The organism is Rhodococcus sp. KBW08, from assembly GCF_003852455.1.
Classification (GTDB): Bacteria; Actinomycetota; Actinomycetes; order Mycobacteriales; family Mycobacteriaceae; genus Rhodococcus_F; species Rhodococcus_F baikonurensis.
Map to the genome: position 1 here is coordinate 22,385 of NZ_QAJJ01000010.1, position 13,535 is coordinate 35,919.

15 protein-coding genes and 2 riboswitches are annotated in these 13,535 nt (G+C 60.8%); of the genes, 7 read left to right on the plus strand and 8 right to left on the minus strand.

The genetic code is table 11. From position 1 onward, the window contains the following. Positions 1-16 precede the first annotated feature (16 nt). The 8 genes from DBV08_RS14305 to DBV08_RS14340 all read right to left on the minus strand — a co-directional run bounded on the left by DBV08_RS14305 (position 17) and on the right by DBV08_RS14340 (position 6,580). Positions 17-601: an alternate-type signal peptide domain-containing protein gene (locus DBV08_RS14305; RefSeq protein WP_019749487.1), complete on the minus strand. Its 585-nt coding sequence runs from the start codon at positions 599-601 to the stop codon at positions 17-19. Beyond that, positions 601-2,214, minus strand: coding sequence for a signal peptidase I (locus DBV08_RS14310; protein ID WP_124567844.1), 1,614 nt, complete (start codon positions 2,212-2,214; stop codon positions 601-603). The genes DBV08_RS14305 and DBV08_RS14310 overlap by 1 nt, the downstream gene beginning before the upstream one ends. A gap of 6 nt (positions 2,215-2,220) precedes the next feature. Then, entirely contained in the window at positions 2,221-2,820 is a 600-nt protein-coding gene (locus DBV08_RS14315; protein ID WP_124567845.1) for a hypothetical protein, read from the minus strand. Then, entirely contained in the window at positions 2,807-3,469 is a 663-nt protein-coding gene (locus DBV08_RS14320) for a signal peptidase I (protein ID WP_124567846.1), read from the minus strand. Before DBV08_RS14320 ends, DBV08_RS14315 begins: the two co-directional genes overlap by 14 nt. 29 nt (positions 3,470-3,498) lie before the next feature. Further along, complete coding sequence (locus tag DBV08_RS14325; protein WP_124567847.1) at positions 3,499-4,086, minus strand: hypothetical protein; 588 nt, start codon at positions 4,084-4,086, stop codon at positions 3,499-3,501. Positions 4,087-4,093: 7 nt separating this feature from the next. Next, positions 4,094-4,672 (minus strand): alternate-type signal peptide domain-containing protein, encoded by a 579-nt coding sequence (locus tag DBV08_RS14330; protein ID WP_095972408.1) that lies wholly within the window; start codon positions 4,670-4,672, stop codon positions 4,094-4,096. A 287-nt stretch (positions 4,673-4,959) separates the two neighbouring features. Then, the gene (locus DBV08_RS14335) at positions 4,960-5,775 is read right to left on the minus strand and encodes an HAD-IIA family hydrolase (RefSeq protein WP_124567848.1); all 816 of its coding nucleotides are present in this window, start codon (positions 5,773-5,775) and stop codon (positions 4,960-4,962) included. A gap of 37 nt (positions 5,776-5,812) precedes the next feature. Next, on the minus strand, positions 5,813-6,580 hold the full coding sequence (locus DBV08_RS14340) for a sulfite exporter TauE/SafE family protein (RefSeq protein ID WP_124567849.1): 768 nt from the start codon (positions 6,578-6,580) through the stop codon (positions 5,813-5,815). Between the two features lie 199 nt (positions 6,581-6,779). Further along, positions 6,780-6,874: riboswitch (SAM riboswitch) on the plus strand. Positions 6,875-7,065: 191 nt separating this feature from the next. Here DBV08_RS14340 and DBV08_RS14350 point away from each other — a divergent pair. The 7 genes from DBV08_RS14350 (at position 7,066) to DBV08_RS14375 (ending at position 13,535) form a co-directional block, all read left to right on the plus strand. Then, entirely contained in the window at positions 7,066-8,040 is a 975-nt protein-coding gene (locus tag DBV08_RS14350; RefSeq protein WP_095972405.1) for an amino acid ABC transporter permease, read from the plus strand. Continuing rightward, positions 8,037-8,822 carry an amino acid ABC transporter ATP-binding protein gene (locus DBV08_RS14355; RefSeq protein WP_050655070.1) on the plus strand — a complete coding sequence of 262 codons (786 nt, stop codon included), beginning with the start codon at positions 8,037-8,039 and terminating at the stop codon, positions 8,820-8,822. Before DBV08_RS14350 ends, DBV08_RS14355 begins: the two co-directional genes overlap by 4 nt. A gap of 34 nt (positions 8,823-8,856) precedes the next feature. Next, entirely contained in the window at positions 8,857-9,828 is a 972-nt protein-coding gene (locus DBV08_RS14360) for an ABC transporter substrate-binding protein (RefSeq protein WP_095972404.1), read from the plus strand. A 10-nt stretch (positions 9,829-9,838) separates the two neighbouring features. Next, positions 9,839-10,948 (plus strand): FAD-dependent oxidoreductase, encoded by a 1,110-nt coding sequence (locus tag DBV08_RS14365; RefSeq protein ID WP_124567850.1) that lies wholly within the window; start codon positions 9,839-9,841, stop codon positions 10,946-10,948. 8 nt (positions 10,949-10,956) lie between these two features. Further along, complete coding sequence (locus DBV08_RS14370) at positions 10,957-11,547, plus strand: GNAT family N-acetyltransferase (RefSeq protein ID WP_185564629.1); 591 nt, start codon at positions 10,957-10,959, stop codon at positions 11,545-11,547. Between the two features lie 17 nt (positions 11,548-11,564). Next, positions 11,565-11,659, plus strand: a riboswitch (SAM riboswitch). An 8-nt stretch (positions 11,660-11,667) separates the two neighbouring features. Further along, the gene (locus DBV08_RS33145) at positions 11,668-11,757 is read left to right on the plus strand and encodes a putative leader peptide (RefSeq protein WP_310504006.1); all 90 of its coding nucleotides are present in this window, start codon (positions 11,668-11,670) and stop codon (positions 11,755-11,757) included. Between the two features lie 137 nt (positions 11,758-11,894). Further along, positions 11,895-13,535 (plus strand): ABC transporter substrate-binding protein, encoded by a 1,641-nt coding sequence (locus DBV08_RS14375; protein WP_095972402.1) that lies wholly within the window; start codon positions 11,895-11,897, stop codon positions 13,533-13,535.

Here is a 13,535-nt window from a genome sequence, read left to right on the forward strand (position 1 = left end):
CGTCGAAGCTCTCCGCTCAGATTGGCGCCAATTGTTGTGTGACGAGGCTGAGGCCGGCCATGTTCAGGGTTCCACCTGCGCTGAGTGGGTCGTTCGGAAGGATGCTGAACGCCACGGTTACCAGAACGTCTTGGGCATTCTGCGCCGAGGTGAGGTCACTGCGGATCTTGGGAGTCAGTGTGCTGTTGTACAATTCGACGTTCGACTGTGTTGTTACATAGGTTCTGAATGCGTTGACAGTAGTTGGCAGGGTGCCGCCGGCAAGTGATGGGTCCGCGGTTACCGATGCTCGCAACCGAGGGCCAGTAGCTGAAACCGGTGAATAGCAGTAGTAGACGTAGTCGTAGCCGGCCCGCAGTCTGAACGAAGCGATATCGGCAATTTCGGTGTAAATGTTCGGGTTGGGGTCTGGGGCGTACACTCTCTCGGACCACCCGCTCGCGCCGTCTTTGACACACGCCCCGAGGGACAACGTGCCTGCCGTGACCTTCGCGCCCGACAGTGATTCCTGGTCGACCCATTTTGCGAGTGAATTCCCCCCGCCGAGCATGACCGCCAGCGCGACGGTCGCTGCAAGCGCACCCTTTATTTGTCTCTGCATCAGGGCACCAAGTCCTCGATCTCGGCCGGAAGGTCGCCCGGCGCACGCTGTCGCAACCCCGCTCCTGCTGTGAATTGGACGAACTCAGCGCCTGTCGTGCCGATGATCCACAACTGGTTGGTGCCGGAGAGCCAGTGCAGTACATCGGTCGATTCGACGGAAGTGCGATAGATCCGAGTTCCGAGCGCGTCGTACACGTCAAGGAAAATCCCGGTGTCGCTGCGGATTCTGCGGGCGGTGTATGAATCCGGACCTGTTGAGACGAGGTCGGATCCGACCTGTGCTTCAGTCGGGGGCGGGGTTGTTGTTGTCGCTGTGATCTCGGTAGTGGTCGTGGTTTCCGGTGTTGTGCTCGCAGTAGTCGTCGGCGTGGTTGTAGTCGGTGTAGTTGTCGTTGTGGTCGACGCAGACGTGGATGGAGTCGGTTCGGTGGTACCTGTGGTGGTGGTTGCCGTCGCTGTGGTTGTTGCCGGAGTAGTGGTTACGGTCGACTGAGTCGATGTGGGCGCACTGGCAGCCATTCTGCCGGCGGCGCTGGTTCCGGAAATCATCGAGCCACAGTATGTTCCACCGAAGAGAAGACCTTTACTCAAACTGAAGCCCGTCCATGTAGGGGCCGTCAGTCCGTTTTCAATCGAGTAAATTCGTACTGTAGAGGTGCCGCTCAGATCGAGAAGTGCGGGTGGGAGCGTGATGTCAACGGTATTGGCGCTCTGCATGTTATCGCTGTACGTGGTGCCGTCGGGCTTGAGTACCAGAACACGATAGGTGTAGGTTCCCGCCCCTGGCGCCGTCCACGTGATTCGAGCACTGGAGGCAAAAAGGCTCGGCGAATAGTTCTCGCATGTGAAGGTCTGGACTGTGGCGAACTGGCCGGTCTTTGCGGTTGCGGTGTCGGTGATCATGGCGGCGGTATTGCCGATCGGTGACATCGCCAGCAGTGCGCCCAGTCCGGCAGCTGTAACGAGGATCAATTCCCTTTGTCGCCAGGGTGCTGTGAGGATGCGCGACGAGACCTGCGTCGAACGTGAACGAGGCGAATTGTGTTCGGGCACAGTCGGAGTGTCGTTGGGTATGCCCTCTTCAGGCATGCCGCCGCTCGGTGGACCTTCGCCGCGCGGTGCTGGACGAAATGCGATCATCAACAGGGTGCCGGCGAACAATCCGCCGGCGAAGATTCCGATCGGACCGGACAGCCACGCAAGTACGTAGCCGACTCGACTCATGCTGAATACAACCAGGTCTGCGTCGGCGACCGCGTATGTTTCGCTGTCGGGAGCATTGTTGGCGTCACCTTTGAGTGTCAGTGACGACAGATTGTTGTCCAGCTGGTCGATTCCGTACACGCGGTGAGTGAGTCGATCTCCGCCGTTGGTGGTGACACTGACAATGTCGCCAACCGTCAACTCGGATACCGGTTGGGATTTCACAAATGCCAACGAGCCCGTCGGTATTGCGGGAGACATCGAGCCGGATCGAAAGACGACGGGTTTGATGCCGAATGCCAATGACAGTGCGGTGGCAACGATGCACAGAACTCCGAGGACGGCGCCTGTGGTCAGAGCAGCTTGCTTGAAGCGATTGATCGTGTCCGGGCGGTTGGGATGTGACATATCGATTCAGACCGCCGTTCCCGCGATGTTGAGTTGCGTATAGGGGAGGTTTCCGCCTGCCGGAGTACCTGCGGCCAGAGTCATTTTCACGCACAGAATCGTGCTGGTCCCAGCGGCCAGCGTTATCGGGCTTGCGAGGAGCGCCGCTGTACTGCCACCGCCGACCAGCGCGAGCTCTGCCTTTTGCGCAGTGCCGGAGCACGCCGATCCAGAGGATGTGCTATCCACATACACCGAGATTTTCAGCGCCGCAGCGAAACTCGGCGGAGTCGATGCGGGAGACTGGGCCGTGATGCCGAGAGAGGCACCGAAGGACCCGGTGTTCTTCACGGTCAGACTCTGTGTCACAGCGGTTGTGGATGTCATGGCGCTCGACGACAGTTTGATGGTGATGTTCTTTGCCTCGGTCACACCAGTGCTCGATGCGACCAGGTTGACGGTTCCCGCGGAGAAGTCGCCTGACGTGGATGTGGCTGTTGCACCCCAGGCCGCCATGGTGCTCAACGTGCCGACTCCGAGCACCATACCGAGTGAGAGCAGCGCCCGAATACGAGTGCTTCGGGCTCCGGAAAAACGCTGACGTAACGAGCTGTCATTGCCCGCCATGGTGCACACCATCTTTCGTCGACCTAGTTGTTTCCGGATCTGCGGTGTCAGCTGAATCGTCTGGTGCGGATCCTTGTGGCTCGCTCCGGTTCTTGTTGCGAGAGCGCATACTTTCACGTGTCCCGCTGGCGATCATGTACAACGCGTACACACCCAGCGTGCCGACCGTAACGGTGAGGATGATCTTGCGCTGGTCGCCGGTCAGCCAACTGTTGACGTGACCAAGGTAGGGGACTGAATACCACACCTTGCCGCGAATCTGTACCGGGAGCACCGGTTTCTCGTCGGGGGTGTTGTTGGCGTCGCCCTGCGTGATAAACGTGCGTTCGCCTTTGGTGTTGATACTCATCGAAATGATCCGATGCGTGACAACAGTCGGCTGGCCTGATTCGAGTTGGTAGGTGATGGGCATTCCGACGGTCAGATCGCCCTCGTCCACAGGTTTGACAATGATGAGTGTGCCCGGTTCGTAGGTAGGACGCATCGAGCCCGTGAGGATCGTAAATCGTTGTGAGCCTGTGACGATCGGTATCACGATCGTGACGACGATGACCGCGCACAGAGCGAACAGCAAAACCCAGGTCACAACTGAGCTGACCCACCACAGCGGGCCGGTCCGTTCACGTCGATGGGAGTGTTTTGTAGTCATTCACCTGCGCCTGTCATCTCGATCGAGTCCTACGACTGTTTTGCCGTGAAGGTGAAAACGAGCTTGGTCGACACCCCGCCCGCGGTGGTTCCTGTCATGTTGACCGACGCGCGCATGCACCAGACCGTGGAACTTCCGTTGGCCAAAGAGATTCCGGGGTTCGCGGGCACCGGGTATGCGGCGTTTGTTGCCACTCCCGAATAGACCTGGGTTCCGGGGAGGGCAGTGCCTGTGTTCACGGTGTTCGGACAGTTCGCGGCACTCGTCACGGTCGACATCTTGAGGTCGAGAACAGGATTTGCATTGGTGGCAGTCACCGAGGCCAATCGAAATGTCAGTGCCGCGTTGTTCGTAGCCGGATTCACGATGGTCAGCGGCATCTGAACGGCCGTCGTTGCTGTCATCGCTGAGCCCGCGAACGTGCTCCAGGTGTAGGTGCTGGCGGCGTTGGCAACCGTAGAACCAACCTTGAGTGCAAACGTGCTACCACCGGCGGTCAGTACGTCGTTGCTGATCGGGGCAGCGGACTTCCAAAGCGCGCCGGTGCCTTGCGCTGATGCGAACATCAACACAATCACCGACGCGCCCGCAAGGGCTCCCCAAGCTCTCCCCTTCATAGATCGTTTATGCCGGGATGGCTTGCTGTTGCAGCTTGATGGCGAGGTTCGACAAGTTGACCGACGCGCCCTGAGCCACAAGAAGCTGAACGTCAGCGAAGGTCAAAGTCACCTTCACCGTCACAGGTTTGCCGTTGTCGGCTTCGGTCAGTGGGGATGCGGCCGTGACTACGGAGCCGCCTACGGTCACCACCGTGGTTGCCGTGATGTTGTCTTTGAGTTGATTCGCGGTGGCTCCTGGAGCTGCCGTCGTGCCGGCTGTGATGGTGCTCGTGTCCGCTGCGATCGTTGCGGCGAGGCGATCGCCATCTGCGGTGATCGAAGTTGTGCAATCGAAAGTGAGCACTTCGGTCGGCACAATTCGCCATGCGGTGATATCTGCAATCGGCTTCACCGTCGGGTTCGTGGACTGCCATCCAGTTCCGGATACCGGGGCGCAGGGAGCGAGCTGCAACGTGCCCGCTGTGACAGCGCCGCCGCCGCCGACAACTTCGCTGTCACTCCACATTGCAAGCGAGCCGGCACCGCCGAGGAGGAGGGCGCCGGCCGCCGCAGCAGCGATCGCGCCCTTGGTCTGCTTCTTCATGAAAATCTCATTTCATGTCTGGGACCCGAAATGGGTCGTTCAGACATGAGTATCAGCCACGGCAAACGATTCGTTACTACTTTTTCGAAATTTATTTTTCGACTGTGGTCCACTCGTCTCGGTGAGGTGAAAGCTGCTTTGACCTGGGAATAACTATCAGTATGGAACTTTGCTGCGAAGGAAACCGTTTGTTTGTCCAGTTGGACAAACCGGACGAGTTGGATCCTGGCAAATGAACTGTTTTTTACCAGTTAATTACTGACTTTCCATTTTGTTTGACAATTTTCTCAATTGTTTGTGTTGCTACGAAATGGATTGGTTGTCGTTCCCACAAGATCGGCGACCGACTCGAGGACGATGGTCGGGCGGTAGGGATAGAGCTCCACCGACGCGCGGGTCGAGATCCCGGTCATCACCAGAATCGTCTGCAGTCCGGCTTCGAGGCCGCAGACGATGTCGGTATCCATGCGGTCACCGATCATCAATGTGTTGGCCGAATGAGCGCCGATGGACCGCAGGGCCGACCGCATCATCAAAGCGTTGGGCTTGCCGACGTAGTAGGGATCGCGCCCGGTTGCCTTGGTGATGAGGGCGGCGACGGAGCCGGTGGCCGGCAGCGAGCCGTCGCGCGACGGTCCGGTCGCGTCGGGGTTGGTGGCGATGAACCGCGAACCACGCTCGACCAGGCGAATCGCGGTGGTGATCGCCTCGAACGAGTACGTGCGCGTCTCACCGAGGACGACGTAGTCGGGGTCACTGTCCGTCAGGACGTAACCGATATCGTGCAGGGCAGTGGTCAGGCCCGATTCGCCGACCACGTAGGCGCTTCCACCCGGCCGTTGGTTCGCCAGGAACGTCGCGGTGGCGAGCGCTGACGTCCAGATCGACTTCTCCGGGATGTCGAGACCCGAATTGAGCAGACGTGCTCGCAGGTCACGCGGGGTGCGGATGGAGTTGTTGGTGAGCACCATGTACGGGATGTCGTTCGACGCCAGCTCTGCCAGGAACGTGTCCGCTCCGGGTATCAAGTGCTCCTCGTGGACGAGAACCCCGTCCATGTCCATGAGGTAGGTCCAACCGGTCTGATCTTCTGTACTGGTCATGTCTCCAGTATGTGCGGGAGCCGCCCGATGTGGGCGGTCAAGCGAGAAGTCGCCACAGCCCGATCAGGCCGACGGCGACAATCGTGTAGCGAAGTGCGGTGGGGGATAGGCGCCGTCCGTAGCGGGCACCCAGAACGCCACCGCCGAGTGACCCGACGGCGATCAAACCGGCTGCTGCCCAATTGATCTGGTCGAAAGCCAGGGTGATGTACATCCCCGCCGCAACGATGTTGACGAGCAGTGAGAGCAGGTTCTTCGCGCCGTTCATGCGCTGGAGGGTTTCCGGGAGGATGGCACCCATCACACCGATGAGGAGGATGCCCTGCGCGGCAGTGAAGTAGCCGCCGTAGATCCCGACTGCAAAGGTGCCCGCGGTCAGGAGCATCAGCCTTGTGGTGGACAGCGTCGTTTCCTCGGTGGAACGTTTCTTCGCCCAAGCCTGGATGCGTGGTTGGAGGAGGACGAGTGCGAGAGCCAGGATCAACAGCACCGGCACGATGGTCTCGAACAGTTTTTCGGGTAGATGCATGAGCAACCACGAGCCGAGTAATGCCCCGGCGAGCGACGCCGGAATCTGCCAGCGCAGGCGTTCCCACTGCCCGGACAACTCACGCCGATAGCCCCATGTGCCCGACACTCCGCCGGCGACCAGTCCGACCGCGTTGGACATGGTCGCGGTGACCGGTGGCATGCCGAAGGCGACCAGGGTGGGGAACGTGATCAGTGTTCCACTGCCGACGACGGCGTTGATCGCGCCCGCGCCGATGCCGGCCAACAAGATGAAGAAAGCGTCGAGTCCACTCACTCCGCAGACGGTACGGCAGATGCGAAGTCGGTCCGGACGGCGGTCCCGGTCTTCATTCGAACACTCCATTCAACACGGCGGTCAAGGCTTTAGGCACCGTTGAAATCAGTGCGATTTCAACCTGATCGATCCTTCATTTCCCTTGCAGTGCAGGGAAATACAACATTTGACGACTCGGCAATTCGCGTCTAGTCTTTGCTCACCATCCAGAGCGACCGAGAGACCTGGCTCGTCGACGTCGCAGCAACCCCCCGAGTGATCGGGAGCGGGTGCTACCGCCAGGACCGATGGAAGGCATCACATGGGTTCCACTTCGCACGCTCCGCACAGGCGCCGTCACATCGATCTGTGCCGCACGGCTTCGTGTCACTGTCGCTGACCGAACTGTCGTCTTCGTAACTCGAGTGCATTTACTCGAGCACACAGCTGCGTTCCCATTTCCCGAAAGGTCTATTCGTGATGTCCACTCCGTCAGGTAGTGCGCCGTGAGCGCGCCCACCGATGTCCGCCCCGAAAAGTCGGTGGCCGAGCCGCAACTTCCCGACTCGGAGCTTGTCGTTGCTCGTACCTGGCACCCGCTGCGCTGGGTGATCAGCGCGGTCGTACTGGTACTGCTTGCCCAATTCATTCACGGACTCGTTGTCAACCCCGGCTGGGACTGGCCGACGTTCGCGCAGTACTTCACCGCGAAATCCGTGCTCGCCGCGTTGTGGGTGACGATCAAACTGACCCTGTGGGGGACGATCCTCGGATTCGGTCTCGGTGTTTTCCTGGCGCTCGGCCGTCTGTCGAAGAACCCGGTCCTGCAGGTGATCGCCTGGACCTACATCTGGGCCTTCCGCTCCATTCCGCTCATCGTGCAGTTGCTCTTCTGGTTCAACATCACGTACCTGTACCAGACGCTTTCTCTCGGAATACCTTTCGGGCCCGAGTTCTTCACCTTCCAGGTCAGTGGTGTGATCGGCGGATTCACCGCAGCGGTCATCGGTTTGGCGCTGCACCAGGCCGCGTACTCGGCCGAGATCATCCGTTCCGGAATCATCTCGGTGGATCACGGTCAGATCGAAGCTGCTCACTCGCTCGGTATTCCGCGCAGTCGCCAGTTCTTCAAGATCGTTCTCCCTCAGGCGATGCGGGCCATCCTGCCCAACGCGGCAAACGAGGTCATCGGACTGTTCAAGGGAACGTCCATCGTCTCCACCATGGCAATCGCCGAACTGTTCTACCAGGTGCAGGTCATCTTCGGACGCAACGGTCGAGTTGTGCCGCTGCTGATGGTCGCCACCATCTGGTACATCATCCTGACGACGTTGCTCTCGATCGGTCAGTACTACGTGGAGCGCCACTACGCCCGTGGATCTGCCCGTGCCCTTCCGTTGACGCCGATACAGAAGGCGCGCAAGAAGTTCGAAGAGATTCGTGATGCGCGTCTCGATATTCCGAGAGGTGCGACCCGATGACCGCAGAGTTGGCCGAAGAGACGGTGTACGCCGTCGAAGCGCGCGGCATCCACAAGTCGTTCGGCGCGCTGGAAGTACTTGCCGGTGTCGATCTCCTGGTCCGCAAGGGCGAGGTGACTGTCATTCTCGGTCCGTCAGGTTCCGGCAAGTCCACTTTGCTGCGCACCCTCAATCACCTCGAGAAGGTCGACCGCGGGACCGTACGGATCGACGGAGAACTGATCGGATACCGGCGCAAGGGAAATCGGCTTCACGAACTGCGTGACCGCGAGATCCTGAAGCAGCGTTCACACATCGGATTCGTGTTCCAGAACTTCAACCTGTTTCCACACCTGACTGCGCTGGAAAACGTGGTGGAAGCGCCGCTCTCGGCCCAGAAGCGTGATCGTGACGAGGTGTACCGCGAGGCCCGCGCACTGTTGGAGCGAGTGGGGGTGGGGGACAAGGCAGACGAGTATCCCCGTCAACTCTCCGGTGGTCAGCAACAGCGCGTGGCGATTGCGCGAGCTTTGGCACTGAGGCCGGCGGTCATTCTCTTCGACGAGCCGACGTCGGCGCTCGACCCGGAACTGGTGGGCGAGGTTCTCGAAGTCCTGGCTCAGCTGGCTCGTGACGGCGCCACCTTGGTGATCGTCACGCACGAAGTCGGATTTGCTCGGGAAGTGGCGGACACCGCGGTCTTCATGGACGGCGGCGTCATCGTCGAACAGGGCCCACCTTCACAGGTGATCGACAACCCGGTCCACGAACGGACCAAGGCTTTTCTCTCCCGCGTCCTCTGACGCGACCTAGACACATTCCCGAAAGGAAAAATTGATGTTCTCCCCATCCCGTCGCGCGACCTTCCTGATCTCGGCTATCGCCACAGTCGGACTGCTCAGCGCCGCGTGCAGCAGTGCGGACGCCGAGTCGGACGGTGGACAGGTCACTGCCGCTGCGGGTTACAACCTCACAGCCGACCAGAATCGCATCACCACCGACAAGGTGGATTCCATCGCCGCCGAGGTTCCTCAGGCGATCCGCGACCGCGGCACACTGCGAGTCACCGGTAGTGCCGGTGCCGCTCCGCCGCTTCGCTTCTACGCCGACGACGACACCACCCTCATCGGCTCCGAGACCGATTTCGCCTACCTGATCGGTGACGTTCTCGGCTTGAAGGTCGACCTGCAGACCGCAGACTGGGCACAGAACTTCGTCCGCATCGACTCCGGCGAGGCCGACGCATTCCTCTCCAATGTGACTGTCACAGAAGAGCGTAAGGAGAAGTACGACTTCGCCACCTACCGACTCGACACCCTCGCTTTCGAAGCCAAGAAGGGCTCCGGGATCTCCATCAAGGAACCCAAGGATGTCGCAGGCAAGAAGATCGCGGTAGGTTCCGGCACCAATCAGGAAGCGCTGCTGGTCAAGTGGAGTGAGCAGAACGTCGCGGCCGGCCTGGCGCCCACCGACATCTCCTACTACCAGAACACCACCGACTACTACCTGCCCCTGCAGTCCGGCCGGATCGACGCCTACTTCGGACCGAACCCGTCGTCGCAGTTCCACGCCAAGCAGTCGGGTGAAACCGAAGTTGTCGGTGAGTTCTCCGGTGCAGGCGACACTCTGCAGGGGCAGATCGCCGTGCTGGTGAAGAAGGACAACGGCCTGATCAAGGCAATCAACGACGCGATCAACCACACGATCGAGAACGGCACGTACCAGCAGATCCTCGAGCGCTGGAACATCACGAATGAAGCCGTCGACACGTCCCTGATCAACCCGCCCGGTCTTCCGAAGACCAAGTGAGCTCTCGTCCATGAGTGAGATTCTCGATGTGATCGTCATCGGCGGAGGACTCGTCGGGTCCTCCGCCGCATGGCGGCTCGCGGCGCGCGGACGTAGCGTCGTTCAGTTGGAACAGTTCGGGCCGGGGCACAAGCACGGTGCGTCGCACGGTACGTCGCGCATCTACCGTCAGGCGTACGACAATCACCTGTACACAGGGTTGGCGGCCGACGCTCTGCCGTTGTGGCGGGAGTTGGAGGCCACGACGGACATCGGGTTCCTGGAACTGACCGGTGCCGTCGATCACGGTCTGCCGCAGGCAGTGCAGTCCAAGGCGCAGATACTTCTCGAGGCGGGTATCAAGGGCGAGATTCTCACTCCTGCCGAGGCGTCCGCCCGCTGGCCGGGGCTGCGATTCGACACCACCGTGCTCCATCACCCCGATGCGGGCCGGTTGCACGCGGACCGAGCCGTGACCGCGCTGAAAGCGGGAGCGGTGTTCGCCGGTGCCGAGGTCCGTCACGACGTTCGGGTGTTGGCGCTTGCACGTGCGTCGTACGGCGTGGACGTGGTGACGGACGGCGGAACACTCGCAGCTCGTCAGGTCGTGATCGCCGCTGGTGCGTGGACTGAGGACCTCATCGCAGACAGCGGTCTCGGTTCCGAGATCGTGCTGCCGGCGCTACGCACGACACAGGAACAACCGGCGCACTTCGCACCGCTCGATCCCGGAGTCGAGTGGCCGAGTTTCGTTCACCACACCGGTGCGCAGTTGGAGACTGCGGGGATCTACGGACTCGGTTCCGAGGACGGCATCAAGATCGGTGAACACGCGACCGGGCCGGTGGTGACTCCGCAGACCCGCGACTACACCCCTGACTCGGCCGGAGAGCAACGATTGGTGGAGTACGCCGAGTCGTGGTTGCCCGGTGTCGATTCCACCCGGGTGGAATCGATCACGTGCCTGTACACGAGCACACCTGACAGTAACTTCGTCGTCGACCGAGTCGGTGCCGTCACGGTGGCAGCGGGATTCTCGGGGCATGGATTCAAATTCGGTCCGGCCTTGGGTGAACTCGTATCGGACCTTGTCGACGGAACCACTCTCGCTCCGGAAGTTTTTCGGCTGGGGGAGCGTTGACCAGATTCATGGAGGAAAGTGTTGTGGCACTGGAGCTCGGGACTCGGCAGCTCGCGGGTATCGGCGCGGTAGAGGTCTACTCGGTCTCGCAGGACGACCCTTTGGCAGCTCCACTGATCGCGGAGTTGGCCCTCGAATACAGTTCGCGTTACGGCGGGACTCGCGAAGCGATGCTCGAGGATCTCACGACGTATCCGGCAGAAGAATTTGCATACCCACAGGGAGCGCTGTTGGTGCTCACCCACGACGGCCTGCCGATCGCCGGCGGTGCGTTTCGTCAATTCGATTCGACCACTGCGGAACTGAAGAGAATCTGGACGTCGGTCGACTATCGGCAGCGTGGCCTCGGCAAGGCCGTCGTTCGTGAGTTGGAACGAGAGATCGAGCTTCGCGGGTACAGCCGGGTGTTCCTCACGACGGGTCCTCGGCAACCGGAGGCCGTCGCGCTGTATCTGTCCAGTGGATACACACCGCTTTACGACGCTTCGCTCTCGCCCGAAGAAGTGGGCGTCCACCCGTTCGAGAAGCAGCTTCGGGTGCTCGAAAATGTGACTCGAGCAGCAATTCCTACCGACCGGGTTGACAACACCCGGGTTTGACCTCGTACACTTGCGAACGACCATCCAGAGCGACCGAGAGACCTGGCTCATTGAAGTCGCAGCAACCCCCCGAGTGATCGGGTGCGGGTGCTACCGCCAGGACCGATGGAGGAACACGAAATGAAGGCAGTCGAAGGCGGTTTCGATACCGCCTGGTCGCGTCGTCACGTAGACCTGTGCCGCACCGCGGGATCTTTCTGTACCAACTGACCTCGGTCAGTCATTCACACTCAGGCGAGTCGTCGACAAGTCTGTTTTCTTCTCTCTCACAAGTGATTCGTGCTCGATCGCCTTTTTCGTCTCAGGCGGCGGGTGCGCTCTTCGGCATGCCTCTTTAGGAGTTCTTGGTGTCTTCGCCCTCATTCGGTGCCCGTAAACGCGCGACCGTCATCGCCGGTATCGGTGCTGTCACGGTTCTCGGCACCGTCCTCGCCGGTTGCAGCAGCAACGGAAGTGACAGCGCGGCCGACGCGGGTCCCGCGCAGTCCGGCGGAACCCTTCGCTACGGACTGTCACAGGCGCCGACCTGCGCCGATCCGGCCCAGGCCGGCAGTAACCAGACCGTGTATGTCACTCGGACCGTGGTGGATTCGCTGACCGATCAAAATCCCGACACCGGAGAAATCACCCCGTGGCTCGCCAAGAGTTGGGAGATCAGCCCCGACGCCGCGAGCTTCACGTTCGTTCTTCGCGACGACGCCACCTTCAGCGACGGCACCCCGGTGACGGCGGATTCGGTGAAGAAGACCTTCGACTCGGTCAAGAATCTCGGACCGAACGCGTCGTTGGCGAAGAGTTACCTGTCCGCGTACACCGGTACCGACGTCGTAGATGCCCACACGGCGAAGATCAATTTCTCCGGACCCAATGTTCAGTTCCTGCAAGCAACTTCGACGCCGCAGCTCGGGATCCTCGCAGATTCCACCACCGCGCTGGCTTCCGAGCAGCGTTGCCCCGGTGCAGCGGTGATCGCGTCCGGCCCGTTCGTCTACACCGACTGGCAGCAGGACAAGAGCGTCAAGATCGCCAAGCGTGCGGGATACAACTGGGCGTCGGACGCGGTCGCGCATCAGGGCGAGGCCTACCTCGACGGCGTCGACTTCACGGTGGTCCCCGAATCCGGTGTGCGGGCAGGCAGCGTGGCCTCCGGCCAGCTCGATGCGGTCAGCGATGCGCTTCCACAGGATGCGCCGCAGATCGAGGGCGCCGGTGGACGAATCCTCACAAGGCCGAACCCGGGTGTGAGCTTCTTCTTCCAGCCCAACGTCAGTCGCGGCGTTCTCGCCGATCAGGCTGTTCGCCAGGCCATCATCCCCGCGATCAACCGCCAAGAACTCGTCGATACCGTTCTGGATCCGTCGTTCTTCCCGGCCACGAGCCCGTTGGCTCACACCACTCCGCTCTACAGCGACGAATCCAGTGTCGTGACGTACGACGCCGACAAGTCGGCGAAGCTCCTCGACGCGGCCGGTTGGAAGACCGGCAGCGACGGTATCCGCGAGAAGGACGGGCAGAAGCTCACTTTCAGCGTCACCTTCAGTCCGGTGTTCTCGGGTAACCAGGCCATCCTCGAGCTCGTACAGCAGCAGCTCAAGAAGGTCGGCGTCGACTTGCAGCTCAACCTGGTCTCGAACGGTGAATGGACCGAGAAGGGGGTGTCGGGTGATTACGATTCGCTGTACTACAACAGCACTCGCGCGGATGCCGACATCCTGCGGGCATCGTTCAGCACCGAGGGTCGCAACCTGAACCGCCGCGGCGCAGATCCGGAGCTCGACAAGGTACTCACAGACCAGCTTGCAGCCACGGACAACGGCCAACGCGGTGAACTGGTATCCACCGCACAGGAATTGATCCTCGACCGTGGACTCTCCATTCCGACCATCGAGCTCTCGCAGGCTATCGGCGCCGGATCGAGTGTGCAGGACCTGAACTTCGAAGCCTCCTCACGACTGCAGTTCTACGACGCATGGTTGTCGGGTAAGTAA

Coding starts and splice junctions, on each gene's coding strand:
- DBV08_RS14335 (WP_124567848.1), bottom strand. CDS start 5,775: ATGACCAGTACAGAAGATCAGACCGGTTGGACCTACCTCATGGACATG.
- DBV08_RS14315 (WP_124567845.1), bottom strand. CDS start 2,820: ATGGCGGGCAATGACAGCTCGTTACGTCAGCGTTTTTCCGGAGCCCGA.
- DBV08_RS14325 (WP_124567847.1), bottom strand. CDS start 4,086: ATGAAGGGGAGAGCTTGGGGAGCCCTTGCGGGCGCGTCGGTGATTGTG.
- DBV08_RS33145 (WP_310504006.1), top strand. CDS start 11,668: ATGAAGGCAGTCGAAGGCGGTTTCGATACCGCCTGGTCGCGTCGTCAC.
- DBV08_RS14355 (WP_050655070.1), top strand. CDS start 8,037: ATGACCGCAGAGTTGGCCGAAGAGACGGTGTACGCCGTCGAAGCGCGC.
- DBV08_RS14310 (WP_124567844.1), bottom strand. CDS start 2,214: ATGTCACATCCCAACCGCCCGGACACGATCAATCGCTTCAAGCAAGCT.
- DBV08_RS14320 (WP_124567846.1), bottom strand. CDS start 3,469: ATGACTACAAAACACTCCCATCGACGTGAACGGACCGGCCCGCTGTGG.
- DBV08_RS14360 (WP_095972404.1), top strand. CDS start 8,857: ATGTTCTCCCCATCCCGTCGCGCGACCTTCCTGATCTCGGCTATCGCC.
- DBV08_RS14365 (WP_124567850.1), top strand. CDS start 9,839: ATGAGTGAGATTCTCGATGTGATCGTCATCGGCGGAGGACTCGTCGGG.
- DBV08_RS14330 (WP_095972408.1), bottom strand. CDS start 4,672: ATGAAGAAGCAGACCAAGGGCGCGATCGCTGCTGCGGCGGCCGGCGCC.
- DBV08_RS14370 (WP_185564629.1), top strand. CDS start 10,957: ATGGAGGAAAGTGTTGTGGCACTGGAGCTCGGGACTCGGCAGCTCGCG.
- DBV08_RS14305 (WP_019749487.1), bottom strand. CDS start 601: ATGCAGAGACAAATAAAGGGTGCGCTTGCAGCGACCGTCGCGCTGGCG.